The organism is Williamsia sp. SKLECPSW1 (assembly GCF_054332755.1).
In genome coordinates this window covers 912,766-930,085 of the sequence record NZ_JBTGLI010000001.1, presented here as the reverse complement: position 1 = coordinate 930,085, position 17,320 = coordinate 912,766, and the positions used below count along the sequence as shown (strand labels likewise).

At 64.8% G+C, this 17,320-nt stretch carries 14 protein-coding genes; 8 read left to right on the top strand and 6 right to left on the bottom strand.

Annotated features, from left to right (window positions below; genetic code table 11):
* Positions 1 to 32: 32 nt before the first annotated feature.
* Positions 33 to 671 (top strand): hypothetical protein, encoded by a 639-nt coding sequence (locus ACXVUM_RS04130; protein ID WP_458520577.1) that lies wholly within the window; start codon positions 33 to 35, stop codon positions 669 to 671.
* Positions 672 to 701: 30 nt separating this feature from the next.
* Positions 702 to 2,345: a long-chain fatty acid--CoA ligase gene (locus ACXVUM_RS04125; protein ID WP_458520576.1), complete on the top strand. Its 1,644-nt coding sequence runs from the start codon at positions 702 to 704 to the stop codon at positions 2,343 to 2,345.
* 95 nt (positions 2,346 to 2,440) lie between these two features.
* On the opposite strand, the gene ACXVUM_RS04120 is transcribed toward ACXVUM_RS04125, so the two are convergent.
* From ACXVUM_RS04120 to ACXVUM_RS04100, 5 genes are all read right to left on the bottom strand, one after another.
* On the bottom strand, positions 2,441 to 3,688 hold the full coding sequence (locus ACXVUM_RS04120; RefSeq protein ID WP_458520575.1) for an acyl-CoA dehydrogenase family protein: 1,248 nt from the start codon (positions 3,686 to 3,688) through the stop codon (positions 2,441 to 2,443).
* Positions 3,685 to 4,764: a 2'-hydroxybiphenyl-2-sulfinate desulfinase gene (locus ACXVUM_RS04115; protein ID WP_458520574.1), complete on the bottom strand. Its 1,080-nt coding sequence runs from the start codon at positions 4,762 to 4,764 to the stop codon at positions 3,685 to 3,687. Before ACXVUM_RS04115 ends, ACXVUM_RS04120 begins: the two co-directional genes overlap by 4 nt.
* Positions 4,764 to 6,128, bottom strand: coding sequence for an LLM class flavin-dependent oxidoreductase (locus ACXVUM_RS04110; protein WP_458520573.1), 1,365 nt, complete (start codon positions 6,126 to 6,128; stop codon positions 4,764 to 4,766). The genes ACXVUM_RS04115 and ACXVUM_RS04110 overlap by 1 nt, the downstream gene beginning before the upstream one ends.
* A gap of 166 nt (positions 6,129 to 6,294) precedes the next feature.
* Positions 6,295 to 9,381 (bottom strand): MMPL/RND family transporter, encoded by a 3,087-nt coding sequence (locus ACXVUM_RS04105; protein WP_458520572.1) that lies wholly within the window; start codon positions 9,379 to 9,381, stop codon positions 6,295 to 6,297.
* Between the two features lie 92 nt (positions 9,382 to 9,473).
* Positions 9,474 to 9,815 (bottom strand): DUF4873 domain-containing protein, encoded by a 342-nt coding sequence (locus ACXVUM_RS04100; RefSeq protein ID WP_458522773.1) that lies wholly within the window; start codon positions 9,813 to 9,815, stop codon positions 9,474 to 9,476.
* A 137-nt stretch (positions 9,816 to 9,952) separates the two neighbouring features.
* Here ACXVUM_RS04100 and ACXVUM_RS04095 point away from each other — a divergent pair, with 137 nt between their 5' ends.
* The 6 genes from ACXVUM_RS04095 (at position 9,953) to ACXVUM_RS04070 (ending at position 16,247) form a co-directional block, all read left to right on the top strand.
* Entirely contained in the window at positions 9,953 to 10,921 is a 969-nt protein-coding gene (locus ACXVUM_RS04095; RefSeq protein WP_458520571.1) for an AurF N-oxygenase family protein, read from the top strand.
* Positions 10,922 to 11,050: 129 nt separating this feature from the next.
* On the top strand, positions 11,051 to 12,574 hold the full coding sequence (locus ACXVUM_RS04090) for a flavin-containing monooxygenase (RefSeq protein ID WP_458520570.1): 1,524 nt from the start codon (positions 11,051 to 11,053) through the stop codon (positions 12,572 to 12,574).
* Between the two features lie 50 nt (positions 12,575 to 12,624).
* Positions 12,625 to 13,491 (top strand): SDR family NAD(P)-dependent oxidoreductase, encoded by an 867-nt coding sequence (locus tag ACXVUM_RS04085; protein ID WP_458520569.1) that lies wholly within the window; start codon positions 12,625 to 12,627, stop codon positions 13,489 to 13,491.
* A complete protein-coding gene (locus ACXVUM_RS04080) occupies positions 13,488 to 14,558 on the top strand; it encodes a 2Fe-2S iron-sulfur cluster-binding protein (RefSeq protein WP_458520568.1) in 1,071 nt (356 codons plus the stop codon). Before ACXVUM_RS04085 ends, ACXVUM_RS04080 begins: the two co-directional genes overlap by 4 nt.
* Positions 14,548 to 15,450: an alpha/beta fold hydrolase gene (locus ACXVUM_RS04075; RefSeq protein WP_458520567.1), complete on the top strand. Its 903-nt coding sequence runs from the start codon at positions 14,548 to 14,550 to the stop codon at positions 15,448 to 15,450. Before ACXVUM_RS04080 ends, ACXVUM_RS04075 begins: the two co-directional genes overlap by 11 nt.
* A gap of 44 nt (positions 15,451 to 15,494) precedes the next feature.
* The gene (locus ACXVUM_RS04070) at positions 15,495 to 16,247 is read left to right on the top strand and encodes a TetR/AcrR family transcriptional regulator (RefSeq protein ID WP_458520566.1); all 753 of its coding nucleotides are present in this window, start codon (positions 15,495 to 15,497) and stop codon (positions 16,245 to 16,247) included.
* Here the strand turns inward: ACXVUM_RS04070 and ACXVUM_RS04065 are convergent.
* A complete protein-coding gene (locus ACXVUM_RS04065) occupies positions 16,233 to 17,318 on the bottom strand; it encodes a BtrH N-terminal domain-containing protein (protein ID WP_458522772.1) in 1,086 nt (361 codons plus the stop codon). The genes ACXVUM_RS04070 and ACXVUM_RS04065 overlap by 15 nt on opposite strands.
* Positions 17,319 to 17,320 lie beyond the last annotated feature (2 nt).

Here is a 17,320-nt window from a genome sequence, read left to right as displayed (position 1 = left end):
CAATCCTTGCAAGCGCGAAGAGGAAGCCGATCATGACAAAGCACGTCGATGTGAGAGAGTCCCCGACCAGTGGCGGCGCTGAACCGGCGGAACAGGTGACAGCGGCCGACACCGCAGACGAATCGGGTGTCCCACCCGATGCCACCAAGTCCGTCGGGCGTAACGGGTGGTGGCGATCAGCACGTACGCGTGCGACGTGTGCGGGCGCCCTGATCGCGGTCCTCGCGGCGCTGGTAGGGGTGTTCGCGTTCCTCTACTCCGACGCCGACGAGGCGAAATCGTCGATGGAGGATGCGGCCGCTCAGCACGCTGCTGCCGGCAAGGTGGCAGCGGATTACACGACCAGATCGCTGACCTACAGCTATCAGAACACCGATGCATTCTTCACGGCGGTGAAACAGGACGCCGGTGATGCATTGGTCAAGCGCTACGACGACGTGAGACCGACGTTGACGCAGATCATGCAGCAGGCGCAGGTGCAGGCCTCCGGCCGCGTGCTGGGGACGAGCGTCAGCGGCGCTGACGGAAAGTACACGGTTCTCGTGTTCGCGAGCCAGAAGACGCAGAACGTCCAGAACCCGCAACCCAGCGAGCTCCCGACCTTGCTGAAGGTCGTTGTGTCCAACACCGGTCGCGGCTGGCAGATCGAGGACTACGGTCCTGCTCAGTGACGCGGCAGACGCCGCAGAAGGGTTCTGACGATGAAGAGCACGATGCAGGACATGTCGCTGACGGTTGCGTCGATACTGCGACATGTGACCACCAACCACGCCACGCGCCGGGTGATCACCTACATGGGAGACGGGCCCGCCCGGACCGCCTCCTACGGTGAGATGGAGGAGCGGTGCGCGCGGCTGGCGAATGCGCTGCGACGGGTGGGTGTGACCGACGACGATCGCGTCGCGACCATGCTCTGGAACAACCAGGAGCACCTCGAGGCCTATGCCGCCATCCCCTCGATGGGCGCGATCCTGCACACTTTGAACATTCGCCTTTCCCCGGCGCAGTTGCAGTTCGTCGCGAACCACGCCGAGGACAAGGTCGTCATACTCGACAGTTCCCTGATCCCGTTGCTCGCTCCGGTACTGCCCGGCCTCACCACGGTCCGGGTGGTCCTGGTCACGGGCGACGGCGACATCTCCTCGCTCGAAGGCGGCGACGTCACGGTGCTCCGTTACGAGGAAGCGCTGGCAGCCGAGTCGTCGGTGTTCTCGTGGGTCGACCCGGACGAGAGGTCGGCCGCGGGGATGTGTTACACGAGCGGTACCACCGGGGATCCGAAAGGTGTCGTGTACAGCCACCGTTCGGTGTTCCTGCATTCGATGGCAGCGTGCACGGGCAACGCTCTTGCGTTGGAGGAAGCCGATCGCGTGCTGCCCATCGTGCCCATGTTCCACGCCAGCGCCTGGGGCCTTCCCTACGCGTCGTTGATGGCGGGTGCGGAGTTGCTCATGCCCGACCGGTACCTGCAGGCCGCTCCCCTGGCTGACATGATCCAGACACACCGCCCGACGAAAGCGGGTGCGGTGCCGACGATCTGGAACGACGTGCTCCAGTACGGCGCCGCGAACCCGGATGTCGATCTGTCGTCGATCGACCTTGTCGCCTGTGGCGGCGCCCCGGTGCCGCAGTCGCTGATCCAGGGCTTCCGGGATCGCTTCGACGTCCAGATCATGCAGGCATGGGGTATGACCGAGACGTCGCCACTCGCGACCAGCGGGCGCCCGCCCGCGGGGACGAGCCTGGAGGACGAGATGTCGTTCCGCAAACGACAAGGCCGGTCCATCTGCGGTGTCGAGATGCGGCTCGTGGATGACGACGGCCTGCTCGTTCCGCGCGACGACAAGTCGGTGGGGGAGCTCGAGGTCCGCGGGCCGTGGGTCACCGGCAGTTACTACCGCCTCGACGACGCCGACAAGTTTCGCGACGGTTGGCTGCGCACCGGCGATGTGGGGCACATCAGCCCGGACGGGTTCCTCACCCTCACCGATCGGACGAAGGACGTGATCAAGTCCGGCGGAGAGTGGATCTCGTCGGTCGAACTCGAGAACCTCATCATGGCCAATCCGGACGTGTCCGAGGCCGCCGTCGTCGCGATGCCGGATCCCCGCTGGCAGGAGACCGCGCTTGCCGTGGTGGTTCCCGCCCCCGGGCGCGAGGTGACGGCCGATCAGCTCCGCACGTGGTTCGCGGAGAACTGCCCGCAGGAGATCCCACGGTGGTGGATCCCGAGGAACTGGGCGTTCGTGCACCAGGTTCCCCGCACCAGCGTCGGCAAGTTCGACAAGAAGGTCTTGCGCGCTCAACACGAACGCGGTGAGCTGACCGTCGTCGTGTCCGACTGACTGACGACACGACTGACCGACGACACGACTGACTGACGATACGACTGTGCCCGTCGGACCCGCCGACGGGCACAGTCGCCTCTCATGGCACTGCGTCAGGACGTGAAGCCGGGAACCGGGTCACGACCGTTCAAGAAGTACTGCCCGACGTCGGCGATCTTGTAGGACACCGGGTCGTGCAGGCTGTGCGTCCGAATGTTGCGCCAGAACCGGTCCAGTCCGAAGCGCGGGTGGGTACCGCGTGCCCCGATCACCTCGAAGATCCGGCTGCCGATCGACAGCCCCGCCTCGGTGGCCAGCACCTTCACCCCGGATACCTGGACCATCAGTGAGGCGCGGTCGGCGGGCGTCAGAGCGGCACCCTTTTCCCACACCCGCTGCACACTGTGCGCGGCGTCGCGGGCCGCCGCGTCCGCGCCCTGCAGCGCGATCGCGAGCTCGCCGAAGGTCCGGACGACGTAGGGATCCTGGGTCGCTTCGGTGACACCCGCGGGGGTCCACGGTCGAGCATGCGCGAGTGTGTAATCACGCGCCGACTCCAGCGCGCCGGTCGCGATCCCCACGTACACGTTCGAGAAGATCAGCTGTACGAGCGGACCGAAGAGGCTGGCTCGTCCGAAGGTGAAGAACTCGGTGATGACGCTGTTCGGTGCTCCGAGAACCTCGTGCGGGAGCACCTCGACCTGGTGGAAATCGGTCGTCCCGCTGTCGGTCCGCCGCATGCCGAGGGCGTTCCAGTCGTTGTTGGGTCGCACACCCTCGCGATCGGTCGGTATGACGGCGGTGATGATCCCCGACCGCTCGGGTGCATCGTCGTCCTGCGCGACGCCGAACACCAGGAGCAGATCGGACCCCAGCGCTCCACTGCAGAAGTGCTTGGTCCCGTCGAGCACATAGCCCCCGTCCTCCCGGGGCGTGGCGCGGACCTTCCAGTCCAGGATGTGGCTGTTGTTCTCACTGGACGCGTTGCCTGTCCACGATCCCTCCACCACCCGCCGGTAGGTTGCGTCGCGCTGATCCGGTGAGCCGAGCAGTTCGACGAACGCGGCGCACACCAGGTGGTACCCGTAGAGGTGGCCGAGCGACCCGTCGACCTTCGCGATCTCACGGATGACCGCGAAGACGGTCGGCCAGTCGGCACCCCAGCCGCCGTACTCTTCCGGCACGGCGAGGGAGAGCAGACCGCTGCGCCGCAGATCCTCCTTCTCGCGGGACGCCGGCCCGCCGTCCCGATCGCGCTCCACGAGTCCCTCCCGCCACCCTGCGGCGAGTCTGCGGGCGACGGCGACGGGATCGCCCCGGTGCGTGCTGATGTTCGACGTCGTGTCGTCGGTGAGTGTCATTCGATCTCTCCGTTCGCTGTTGAGCGCAGACTCGTCTCGAGGAATTCCGGCGCCGCCCAGCGCTCGAGGTCGATCTCGCGATCGACGAGGTTGTTCTCGACGAGATACCGCTGGGTGTTCGCAAGCGCGGCGAGCGCGTCGTCGCCGAGGGTCGGGACCAGGTGGTCGACGAAGTCGGCCCCGAACCCTCGGAGGACGGCAGGCTCGGTCACACCGAGGTTCCGGGCATGGATGCCGATGGTCTCCGCACGGTGCTCCCGAGCCCACGTGCCCGCCTGCACCACCGTGTCCACCAACCGCGCGACGAGTTCGGGGTCCTCGTCGACGAGCTGTGCACTGACGGTCCAGACACTGGCGTAGTGATTCGCTGCGTCGGCTTCGAGGTCCACCAGCGGCGCAACGCCGGCGAGGTCCTCGAGCTCTGCAGCCCAGGGAAGCCAGCTGAACAACGCGTCCACCTCGCCACCGGCGAGGATCTTCGCCTGATGCGCCCCGACGGCGGGAAAGAGGTCGGCGCCGTTGACACTCGCCGACGCCGCCAGCCGGTCCGGCGGGAGGTCCACACCGGCCACCTCGATGGGAACCAGCTCGACCTGGTCGAGCGTGACACCTGACCCCCGCAGCGTGTTCTGCAACGCCCGCGCCTCCCACGTGCCCAGCGCCACGAGGGTCTGACGCCACGGATCCAGCGCGCGGTAATCACCGAGCACGCCACGCAGGATGCGGATGGCCGACGCGGACACCCCAACCCGCCTCCCGGCGAGGTCAGCCGGCGAGGACACCGCGGGGTCGGACGAATAGAAGCCCTGCCGACCACGGAAGACCGTTGCGCCCAGGAGCCTGGTACGCCCCGGTGCTCGCAGTCCCTCGCTCACCAGTGGTGGTATCTCTCCGCCGAACCGCGTGTACGCAGGGTGGTCATAGGTGAAGTGCAGAGTGCCCTGCGCCCCACCCAGGACTGCGAGGTCGATCCCGACACAGGAGAGCAGCTGCGACTCTCGGGCCACCAAGAGACCGTTGGGCACCGGGCAATTGCTGTACGCGAGTGTGTCGGTGCGGGTCGATGCGCCGGTCATCACGTGTTCACCGCGCTCGGCAGTTCGAGCCCGAGGTGGTCGCGCAGGGTTGCGCCCTCGTACTCGTCGCGGAACACCCCCCGCTCTTGGAGCAGCGGCACCACCTGGTCCACGAAGTCCTCGTACACACCGGGGAGGTACGCGGCGGAGATGATGAACCCGTCGGCCGCGCCTGCGTCGAAGTGCTCCACCAGTGCGTCGGCGATCTGGGTGGGCGTTCCAGCCCACTGGGGTACGAATCCGACGTTGGTGCCGTATCGGCGGCCCAGATCGGCCACCGTGAGGTCCTCGCCGCCTCCGGCGACGGTCGAGAACATCCGGAGCATCGTCGGGATGTGCGCGTCGCCGAGGCTGGCGACGATGTCGGAGTATTTCGTGTCGAGGGGAAATGCCGACAGATCGATACCGCTGTGGCTCGACAACGTGGACAGGCCCACCTCGGGATGGACCAGGCTGTTGATGTATTCCAGGCGTTCGCGCGCGATGGCCTCCGTCTCACCGAGAACCGGCATGACCGCGGTGAACACCTTGGTCGCGTCCGGGTTGCGGCCCGCCGCAGTGACCTGAGCCTTGATGTCGCGATAGGTGTGCTGCATCGTCTGCAGCGTCGGGGAGATGCTGAAGACCGCGTCGGCCCACCGACCCGCGAATTGACGGCCGCGGGGGGACAACCCCGCCTGCAGGAGTACCGGCTCGCCTTGACGCGACGGCGGGATCTGCAGAGGGCCGCGGACGTCGAACCACTTTCCCCGATGGTCGACGTAGCGAACTTTCTTGGGATCGGCGAAGCGTCCACCGACCTTGTCGAGCAGCAGCGCGTCGTCGTCCCACGAGTTCCACAGCTTCCGAACGACTTCCACGAATTCGTCCGCGCGGTCGTACCGGGTGTCGTGCTCGAGATGTGTGTCGATGCCGAAGTTCTGCGCCTCGGAGTCGTTCAACGAGGTGACGATGTTCCAGGAGACCCGTCCGTCCGACAGATTGTCCAGAGTGGCGAGTATCCGTGCGACGTGGAAGGGGGGGTAATACGTCGTCGAGATGGTCGCCCCGAGTCCGAGGCGGTTCGTCGCCCCCGCCATCGTCGCCACCACGGTGGCAGGTTCGAGGGCCACCGCGCCCTGTCCGCCCAGGCCGACCCCCGTCTGGAGATCGTGGCCATAACTGTCCTCGACCGCGAGCGCGTCCGGCAGGAAGAGCAGGTCGAACTTGCCGCGCTCCAGGGTCTGCGCAATCTTCTTGTAATAGGCGCCGGAGAGGAACTCGTTCGTGGCCGCCAGGTGGCGCCACGCGCCGTGCGCATGGGTGACGTTGCCCGCCGAGAAGAACCCGGCGAGGTGAAGGTGACGGTCTCGGACCGTGGCCATGGTGAAGCCTCCTGTGGAAGTTGGTCGGCCACCAGGTTCGGCCCGTGCGAGACGTCCGGCAACGATTGCGTTCAGGGCGAACGCAACCCGGACGCGCCACACGAACGAGTCCGGCGCGGCACCCGTGGACGGGTACCGCGCCGGGGAGTCGGCTTCGATCAGGTTGTCAGCGGCCGACGCTCGTGAGATCGGCCTCGGGCACCGTCCAGTCGGTCTCGTTGTCCGGGACGCGTCGGAATCGGTCGAGGTTTCCAGGCCACCAGCTCGCATTGCCCAGCAGCGCAGCGAGAGCGGGCACGACGAGGGTACGCACGAGGAAGGTGTCGACCAGCAATCCGACACCGATGATGAAACCGATCTGCACCATCACGTCGATCGAACCGACCATCAGTCCGAACATGCTCGCTGCGAAGATCAGGCCGGCCGAGGTGATCACCGACCCGGTGTGCGCCACCGTACGAAGTACACCGAGTCTGATGCTTCCGGTCGTCTCCTCCCTCAGTCGGGACACGAGCAACATGTTGTAGTCGGCGCCCACCGCCACCAGCACGATGAACGACACCAGCGGGACAGGCCAGGCGATCCCCTGCCCGAAGACGTGCTGAAGCACCAGCACGCCGATGCCGAGAGCTGCCGCGTAGTTGAGCACGACGGTGGCCAACAGGTAGAGCGGTGCGACGACAGCGCGTAGCAGCATCATCAGGATCAGCCCGACGATCAGCAGGGTCGCGATGCCGAGGAGCTTGAAGTCATGCGCCAACAGGCGCTGCACATCGGCGTTGATCGCGGGAAAACCGGCGACCGATGCGCGCGACCCCTCGAGCGTGGTGTTGGGCATGGCATCCTCGGCGACTCGTGACAGCTTGTTGGCCAATGTCATCGCGTCCGCCGTATAGGGGTCGTACGAGGTCTGGACGGCGTACCGAACGGTCTTGCCGTCCGGTGAGATGAACTGTCGGGCGATCTCGCTGAACTGCTTGTCCTTGAAGGCGTCTGCGGGGAGGTAGAACCCGGTGGCGGAGTCGGAGTCGCCGACCTCGCGCGCGGGTGCCCGAAGCTGCGCGGCGACCTGTGACAGTCCACCCAGCAGCTGAATGTTGCTGTCGACGAGTGCGCCTACCCCACCGGAGAGCTGTCGCGCACCGTCGGCGAGAGCGCCCACACCGGTCTCGAGCTGGGACAGCCTGCTTCCAAGGTCCTGGCCGTTGATGGTCTGTAGCGCAGAGTCGAGCGTGGTCAGCGAACCCTGCAGCGCCGCGAGGTCCGACGCACCGGGTGTGTTCACCGCGCCCAGCTGGGTGGCGAAGTCTGCCAACTTCCCCAGCGACTGGCTCGTCGCGACCTCCCGGAGGTCGGCGGTCTGTGTGCGCAGAGCTGAGCACTGCGGGATCTGCCGGCACCACGGCGCGTCGAGCGCAGACAACGCGGGCGCCACGGTGTCGGCGGCTGATTGCGCCTGACGCGCAAGTCGGGACAGCTCAGGCGCCTGTTGCGAGAACTGCTCGAGGGCAGGAGCCGCATCGGCGAGCTGGTTCACCAGCGGGCGGTACTGATCGAGTTGCTCCCCGGCGGAGGACGCCTGACCCAACAGTCCCGACAGTGGGGCCAGATTCGTTGCGATCTGTGAGTTCAGCAAGGCCAGGCCGCCGGCGAGCTGCGACGAGCCTGATTTGAGAAGTTGCAAGTCCCCCTTTCTGGCGTCGGCACCGCTGGTCTGTTCGGTGATCTTGCTGCCGATCTGATCGTTTTGCCACGACAGCTGTGCTTGCTGCAACTTCTGCCCGGTGGGACGAGTGACGCCGATCACGCGGGTGACGCCTGGGGTCTGTGCGATGCGTGATGCCATCTGATCCAGGTCGGCGAGCCCTTGAGCCGTTCGAAGGTCCTTGGGTGACTCCACGACAAGGAACTCCGAGATGATGATGTCCTTGGGGAAGTGGCTGTTCAACAGCGCGTAGCCCTCGTTGCTCGGTGTGTCGGAGGGTTGCCCCTCGCGGTCGTCGTACGTGATCCGCATCGAGAGCGAGATGAGAGCCAGGCCGATCAGCGCCACCACGCTGACCGCCAGCAGGGGTACGGGACGCCGGATGACCATCGTCCCGACGCGGTGCCAGTACTTCCGCGTGAGGTCACGACGCGGGAGCCCGGCGCCTCGCTTCGCAGCGAATGAGAGTACGGGTGGCAGCAGGGTGACTGTCGCCAAGAATCCGAAGGCGATCGATATCGCGCAGGCCGGTCCGAGGGTGTTGAAGACACTGAGCTTCGCGAATGCCATCGCGAGGAAGGCGAGCGCCACGGTGGCCGCCGAGGCGAGCACGACGCGACCGATGGTCGCCGTCGCGTGTGCTATCGCGACATCCGGGGCATGACCTGAACGAATGCCCTCGTGATACCGACTGATGAGGAAGACCGAGTAGTCCACTCCCGCACCGAAGATGATGACGGTCATGAACATCGACGTGAACTGCGACACGGGCATGCCGATCTCGCCGAGACCGGAGAGGACGCCGCGACCCACGGCAAGGCTCATCCCTACCACCAACAACGGCATGAGAGCTGTGAACACGGAGCGGTAGACGATCAGCAGGATCGCTGCGATGAGTGCCACCGTTGCGACGGTGATGAGGATGAGGTCCGACTCGCCGACGGCGAGTTGGTCGCTGAACGTCGCCGGCGGACCAGTGACGCGAACTGTCGTGTTCGTTCCCGCGAAGATGCGATTCGTGGTGTCGCGCACTGCTTTCACCGCGTCGGCGGCGTCGGGGCCCCCAAGTGTGCCGGTGACTCCCAGCGGCAGATACCAGGCCTGTCTGTCCTTGCTCAACGCCTGGCTCTCGGTGAGTGGGTCACCGAGGAGATCGCGCACCGCGAGGACGTGAGTGGTGTCTGCTCGCAGGGCGGAAACGAGCTCGCTGTACCGGGCGCGCGTGGTGTCGGAGAGGCCGTTCTTGTTCTCCATCGCGACGAACACCGTTGTCTTGGCGCCGCGCTCGTCGAACGCGTCACCCATGCGGTCGAGCGTCTGGAACGACGGGACCCCGGCAGGGATCGGATCGACCGATTGCTGGCGGATGACCGATTCCAGTTGGGGGAACAGAACGGCGAGGCCCACCGCGACGACGATCCATGCAAGCGCCACGACGCCCTTGCGACGCAACGTGAACCATGCGACCCGCTCGAGGAGGACGCTGTATTCGCCCGCCTTGTCGGGTGTCCCGCTCGGACGTGAGCGGGTGGGGGACGAACTCGCCACGGGGCGCTTCCTCTCGGTCAAACGGTTGCGAACGACGTCGGGCCCGTTCCGCGCCGTCGGTCCGGCGCGACGGGCTCACCCGACACAGGAACTCAGTCGTGGTGCTCGGACTGCGCGATGGCCTCCACTTCTTCGAGGCTGCTCGGCACGTGGTACGGCGGCCGGCTCTTCCCCGAGATCCGATAGCGACCCCAGAAGTCGGGATCCCCGATCACGCACTCGGCCCGTCCTTCCGAGGTGGAGAACACCGCCACGGTGCGATTTCCGCCGAGCGCCGCGTCGAGTTGATCGTTCTTCTGAATTCGGCCGTACCAGGTGTAAAGCCCGCTCAAGGGCTGGAAGTACCCCTTGATCTTCGCCTGCACCGGGATCTCCGTCCCACGGCAGATCACGGTGCCGTGTCCGGAGAAGTCGAGGTCGTGGTCGTCGGTCACTTCGTAGTCCAATCTTCTTCACATCGAACATTGACAAAGAACGGGGTTCGTGGGGACACTATCAGTATCGGATACCCAGAGTAACGGGTATGAAGTCGAGGTCACTCGGCCCGTACGATCCACGGAGGATGTGAACCATGACCGTTCAAGACGTGCAGACCAAGCCTGACTTCTCCACTGAGGGACTGGCCCGAGTCAACGGACGCAAGCCAGTCGACATGGAGCGGTCCGCGGGCCGCCTGCTCCGCTCGTCGGCGGAGAAGTTCTACGACGCTGAGATCGACATCGACTGGGATGCACCGTGGGAGTCCGACAAGCGCTATCTCCCCGAGCATCGGGTATCGCTCTACGGCACGAAGCTATGGGAAAAGATGAGCGAAGAGCAGCGCATCGAGCTCGGACGCCACGAGATCGTCAGCATCCTCAGCTTCGGCATCTACGCCGAGAACCTGCTGAGCCAGGCGTTGCTGAGGATGACGGCCAAGGGTGGCCTCACCGACCAGAAGTCCCTCTACTCTCTCACGGAGATCGGCGACGAGTCGCGCCACTCGACGATGTTCGCTCGCCTGATCAACAAGACCGGGCTGCCCCCGTACAAGCTGCCCAAGGGATTTCTGAGCGTCGCCAAGATCCTGCACTTCGTTCCGATCGGTCCGTCGGTCTCCGGTGCCACGCTCCTCATCGAGGAGATCCTCGACCGTGCTCAGCGGGAAGCGATGAACGACCCGGGGATGCAGCCGCAGCTGCGTCAGCTCATGAAGATCCATGTGCTGGAGGAAGCGCGCCACATCACCTTCGCCCGCCTGGAGATGGTGCAGGGGATGCAGCGACGCGGAAAGCTTGCAAGGGCCTGGCACCGCGGTGTCCTGGCAGTGATTGCGAATCTCGCCTACCCGCTGCTCATCAATCCCAAGGTCTACCCAGCGGTCGGCATCAGCAGGCTGCGTGGTGTCTGGGCTCAGCAGACCAGCCCGAACTATCGGGTCAACCTCCAGTTCATGTCCGAGCCGATGATCCGGTTCTTCCACGAGGCGGGGATGATGGAAGGAAAGTTCACGATGGCGATGTGGCGCGCCACTCGGAGCCTGCCCGACGACCTTCGCTGAACCCCGAATCAGTTGTGCGACCGATAGATTCCCGCCCGGGAGTCCGGGCGGGAATCTGTTCTGCGGCGGTCCCGGGACGACCGGCACAGTCGCGGTCCGACCCAATCACCTCGTGAGGAGAAGACATACATGACCCCTTCAACAACCGCAACGACGCCAAGTGCGTCCGATACAGCCGCCCCGTCTGCGAGCGAGCCGATCAGGACGAAAGTTCTCATCGTCGGCAGCGGCTTCTCCGGCCTCGGGATGGCGGTGCAATTGCGTCGCCGCGGTTACAGCGACTTCATCGTTCTCGAAAAGGCCCAATCCGTCGGTGGTACTTGGCGCGACAACACCTACCCGGGATGCGCCTGCGATGTCCCGTCGCTGATGTATTCCTACTCCTTCGAGACCCGGGGGAGTTGGTCGAAGGTCTGGTCGTCTCAGCCGGAGATCGAGGAATACCTCAAAGAGATCTCGGACAAGCGCGGCGTCACTCAGAAGGTCCACTTCGGACAGAAGCTCGTCTCCGGTCACTGGAGCGAGTCGGAGTCGCGATGGCACCTGCAGACCGAGTCGGGGCGTGAGTACATCGCACAATATGTTGTGTCCGGCGTCGGCGCTCTGCACATCCCGAATTACCCCGAGATCGAGGGCATCGAGGACTTCGCAGGTGAAGCCTTCCACTCCGCCGAGTGGGACCATTCGGTGGACATCGAGGGCAAGCGGGTAGCGGTGATCGGGACGGGTGCAAGTGCCATCCAGTTCGTACCGTTCGTGCAGAAGGACGCCGGGACCCTCACCTTGTTCCAGCGAACGCCCGCGTGGGTGTTGCCGCGCAAGAACTTCACGGTGCCTGCCGCCGTCCGGACCGTCCTGAGCAAGATCTCGGTGTCCCGTCGCCTCGCTCGGTGGTCGGTCTACTGGGGTGCGGAGAGTCTGGCATTCGGCCTGAACGGCCACTCGAACCTCATGCGCCCGATCGAGAAGGTCGCCAAGTGGAACATCGCGCGATCCATTTCCGATCCCGAGCTCCGGAAGAAGCTGACGCCGTCCTATCGGATCGGCTGCAAGCGGATCCTGGGTTCCAATGACTACTACCCGGCGCTCGCGGCCCCGAACACCCAGGTCGTGACCGACGCGATCGAGAAGGTGACGGCTGATTCCGTCGTCACCTCCGACGGTGTCGCCCATCCGGTGGACGTGATCATCTACGCAACAGGCTTTCACGTCACCGACGGATTCGATCAGTTGGCGCTCAAGGGATCTCGCGGTGAGGATCTCCCCTCGCACTGGCACCAGACCGGTATCAACACTCACCTGGGCATCACCACGGAAGGATTTCCCAACCTGTTCTTCCTGCTCGGCCCGAACACAGGTCTCGGCCACAACTCGGTCGTCTTCATGATCGAACAGCAGATCAAGTACATCTTGAAGGCCATCGACGCTGTCGAGAGCAGGGGCGCGCAGAGCGTGGATGTGCGTCCGGCTGTCCAGGAACGGTTCAACACCGACATCCAGGACAAGCTCGCCAACGGTGTCTGGACCAACGGCGGATGCACGAGTTGGTACCTCGACTCCCACGGGGTCAACCGGACGGTCTGGCCGGGATTCACTTGGCAGTACTGGCGGGCCACGAAAGATTTCGAACCTTCAGACTACGAGATCGTCTGACGACGACCTGATGCCAAACGGACAGCCTACGAAGATGGTGAGACACGACAGTGAGTGACGTTCAGCGGCGCGATTACCACGGCAAGGTGGCCGTGGTCACCGGCGCAGCATCGGGAATCGGCCGGTCCCTGGCGGTTCAGTTGGCGGCGCGGGGTGCGACCTTGGCGCTCTCGGACATCGACGACGTTCGGTTGAAGGAGACCGCGGACCTCTGTCGTGTCGATCACGGATCCACGGTGTCGACCTCGGTCCTCGACGTGGCCGATCGTGCGGCGTTCCAGCAGTATGCCGACGATGTCCAGGCCGAGGCCGGCAAGGTGAACATGGTGTTCAACAATGCCGGTGTCGCTCTGGGCGCCGACGTTGTCGACATGTCCTGGGAGGACTTCGACTGGCTCATGGGCATCAACTTCGGTGGCGTGGTGAACGGTTCGAAAGCCTTTCTGCCGCATCTGATCGCTTCCGGTGACGGGCATCTGGTGAACACGTCCAGCGTGTTCGGATTGATCGGTATCCCGAGCCAGAGTGCTTACAACGCGGCGAAATTCGGCGTTCGCGGATTCACCGAGGCACTTCGCCAAGAGATGAAGATCAGCCGATACCCGGTGTCGGTCACATGCGTCCACCCGGGTGGTGTCAAGACGAACATCGTGCACAATGCGCGCGGTGTCTCCGAGATGGGAGACTCCGCCACCATCGCATCGATGTTCGACAAGATCGCTCGGAGCACTCCCGACAAAGCGGCGTCGACGATTCTGAAGGGCATGGACAAGAAGAAGCCTCGCGTGCTCATCGGTGCCGACGCCCGGGGATTCGATCTCGTGGCCAGGGTGGTCGGCCCCCGTTACCAAGACGTCGCAGCGCCGCTCACGCGAGCGGGATACGCCATCGCTCGCCGGCGGGGAGTCATCAGATGACAGTGGACACCGACGCACCTGTTGCGCCTCCGGCGCGGTCGCGGACACTCTCGGTCGCCGAAGTCGTGGCCGAGACGAAGGATTCGGTCACCATCTCCTTCGAGATCCCCGACAGCATGGTCGAGGACTTCAAGCACGTCCCCGGACAATTCATCACGATGAAGATCCCGTCGGACAAGACCGGGCACGTGGCGCGCTGTTACTCGCTGAGCAGTTCGCCGCACGTCGACGACTTCCGTCTTCAGATCGGCGTCAAGAGAACCGTCGGTGGTTACGCGTCGAACTGGCTGTGCGACAACGCGACTGAGGGTATGGAACTAACAATCCTCCCGCCCTCTGGTCATTTCACGGCCAAGAATCTCGACGTGGACTTCCTCTTCTTCGCCGGTGGAAGCGGGATCACGCCGGTGTTGGCGCTGATCAAGTCCGCCCTCGTCGTCGGCGGGGGTGCCGTGTCGCTGTACTACGCGAACCGCGACGCGGAGTCGATCATGTACGAATCCCAATTGGCGCAGATCGCCGACGAGTTCCCCGAGCGCTTCACTCTCGTCCACTGGTTGGAGTCCGAGATGGGGATCCCGTCGGCTGCTGTCGTCGAATCCGCTGTCGACGCGCACAAGGGGTCGCAGATCTACACCTGTGGCCCAGGGGCGTTCATGGACCTGGTTGAGAAGTCGGCCGAGTCACGCGGTGTCGACCACTCCGCGGTGCACCGTGAGGTCTTCCAGTCGTTGACCGGTGATCCGTTCGACACCGCCACACTCCGCCGGCTCGGCGATGACGACGGCGTGGCGACCGCCACGGTCTACTTGGACGGCGAATGCATCACCATGGAGTGGCCACGCAACACTCCGTTGCTCGACGTGCTGCTGTCGAAGGGGCACAACGCCCCGTACTCCTGCCGGGAAGGCGCATGCAGCGCGTGCGTCTGCAAGTTGGTCGAGGGCGATGTGGACATGGTGCAGAACAACATCCTCGTCGAGGATGACATCGCGGACGGTGAGCGGCTCGCATGTCAGGCCCTTCCTCTGACCGATGCTGTGACGGTGAGCTTCGATGACCTCTGAGGTCGCCGGGCTCGCTCCGGTGTCGCGGGATCGTGAGATCGCTTCGTTCGACGGCACGAAGCTGTTCGTGCAAGAGTACGGGCCGGAGGATGCTCCGTTGCTGGTGTTCAGCCACGGATGGGCCTGCCAGGGGCGGTTCTGGCGCCCGCAGATCGAGCATTTCGCACCCAACCACCGCGTGGTCGTCTATGACCAGCGCGGACACGGTTGGAGCGATCGCGGTCGGGTTCCGTTCTCGGCGAGCCTCCTCGCCGATGACCTGGAGTCGGTCGTCCGCGCGGTGGCGACTCCGAGCCAGAAGGCGATCGTCGTCGGCCACAGCATGGGTGGGATGTCCGTGATGAGTTGGGCTGGTGAACATCCGGACTCGGTGTCGGAGTTGGCGCGAGGCGCGATGCTGGCCAGTACCGGGCCGGCAGACCTCGTGAGCCGCTCCACTCTGGTGAAAGCGCCTCGTCGCCTTCGAGTTCGGGCAGAAAGAGCCTTCGCCGCGGGATTGTCCGTCGTGGGTCCCGAGATGCCCGACACACGGTTGTCTCGTGTACTCATCCGTTACGGGACCCTCGGACCGCGGGCGAGCGCCGCTGTGGTCGACGAGTGCGCAGATATCGTGCTGCGTTGTCCGCCGCAGGTGCGCGGTATGTGGGGCGGTGTGCTGGCGACGATCGACGTCAGTCGGGGGGTCGACGCATTGTCCGTCCCGGTCACCGTCATCGTGGGCGGCTCCGACAGGCTGACACCGACGGGTCATTCGGTGGACCTCGCTCTGCGCCTCGCGACCCGCGGCCTTTTGCATGAAATTGTGCGCGTCGAGGGAGCCGGGCACATGGTCAATCTGGAGTGCACCCAAGAGTTCAACAACGCACTGGACAGATTGGGTACTGCAGTCTGACGGGCGTCGTTCATCCCGCGTGCCTTTGATACGATGTGACGAACATGTCTGTTGTTCGTCGTATCTCGGCAGCCCCCGTAGAGGTCCAGCGTCGGGTTCGTGATGCTCGCAGCACGCGCTGGGATTCTCACCGGACCGTGGTCAAAGCCGAACTGGTCGACGCCGCGATCCGTGCGATCGAGAAGTGTGGCGACGGCGTCAGCATGGATGACATCGCGGCGGAGGCAGGCGCCTCGAAGCCGAAGCTGTACCGACACTTCGGGGACCGAGCGGGCCTGTACTCCGCCATCGCCGCTCGGCTTGGATCAATGATCTGGGATTCGGCGCAATCGACGCTGTTCGCCGACACGGAGGGAAGCTCCGTAGACGATTTGTTCCAGTCGTCGATCGCAGCGTATGTGGGACTGGTCGATGACCACCCCGTCCTGTTTCGCTTTCTCATGACGAACCATATGTTCGACGGTGCGCAGTCAGCCGACGGGAACGCTGCGGAGCAGCTGCGCTCCGTGATGGACATCGTGTCCGGCGAGTTCGCACGGAGTCTGCGGTGCGTGGGTGCGGACGAGTCTCTCGTGACCCTCACCGTCGCATCCATCCTGGGAGCGGGCGTCTCCGCCACAAGATGGTGGATCGATCAGGGTCGATCCGGATCAGTGAGCCGGTCACTCTTCGCCACCCACATCCTCGAGACCTCTTGGGGTATCATCGACGGGGCGGCTGCGTCGGTGGGTGTTCGTTTCCGTCGCGACGTCCCATTCGGGCATCCGGAATTCGCGAGTCCGCTAGCTGTTCCGTGATGTGTTCGGCTCACCTGCTTTGTCTGCAAGGCTCGCTGCGGCCATCTGTAGCGAATCTCTCAGAGTCTGTTCCGCTCCGGGCAGAGCCGCCGCATGGGTGATCACGGATCGAAGTCGCTCAGACGCATGCAAATCCCTGTTTACCGCCGCGCGCGCGACCGCAGTCCATGATGACGCCGCTCGATGGGCGTCGGACGCGAGGTCGGCGGTTGCCTGATCCCCTGTCAGGCGTGCGATCTCATCGCATCCTTCCGCCAGCAGTCGGCGGAACAAACCGCCGCCGGTACCTGCCTTCTCGATGAACGCGCCGAGGCTGAACAGGTGCATCTCGAGTTCGTCGCCGGACAGGGTCTCCCAGCTGAGGACGTCAACGGCGAGAGCGCCGGCCGCGTCGAGGCCGTGCGAGCCCTGCTCTGCGGGGCCTGCGATCGTCGACCCGCTCGGAGTGCTCAAGCTTTCGGCGGATTGTGCGAACGCCTGTGCCGCCACCTCGTGAATCGAAGGAGGCGTCTGCGGCCAATCGATGTGAAACAGCGTGTGTCGGGTCGGCTCAGGGAAGGAGGTCGAGCGGCGCGCGCGTGCGAGTGCGTCCAGTGGGATGCGTTGAAGGTCTTGACGATCGTTGTCGGCGATGTATGCGACGCCTTGTGCCCGATCGTAGCCGACCACCACGATGTCGTGGCGGCTCATGCGCAACTGGACCCGCAGATAGGGGAGTTCAGCGATCTCCGCCCAGACCAGTGCAGGGCGGCCTTGATCGATCTCGCCACGAAGGTTCTCCCAACCCTCGGCCGGGTCGTCGGTGGCGAGCACCTCTACGGTGCCGCCCAGACGGCGGGGGAGGTCGACCTCGAAACCAGGTCCTCGTCCGACCAAGTACACGGGTGGCATCAGCGCGTTTGATCGAATGTAGGTGAGGGAGAGGGCTCCGCCGAGGGCAAAGACGAGGCCCTCGTCGGGTGGTCCGTCGTAGCCGAGCCCGGTCCACTCCATCAGGTCTCGCATCGCACCGGACCCGCAGTGGCCACCCATGCGGTGCGGGTAGGGGTCGATCAACGAGGGGCCGGACATCG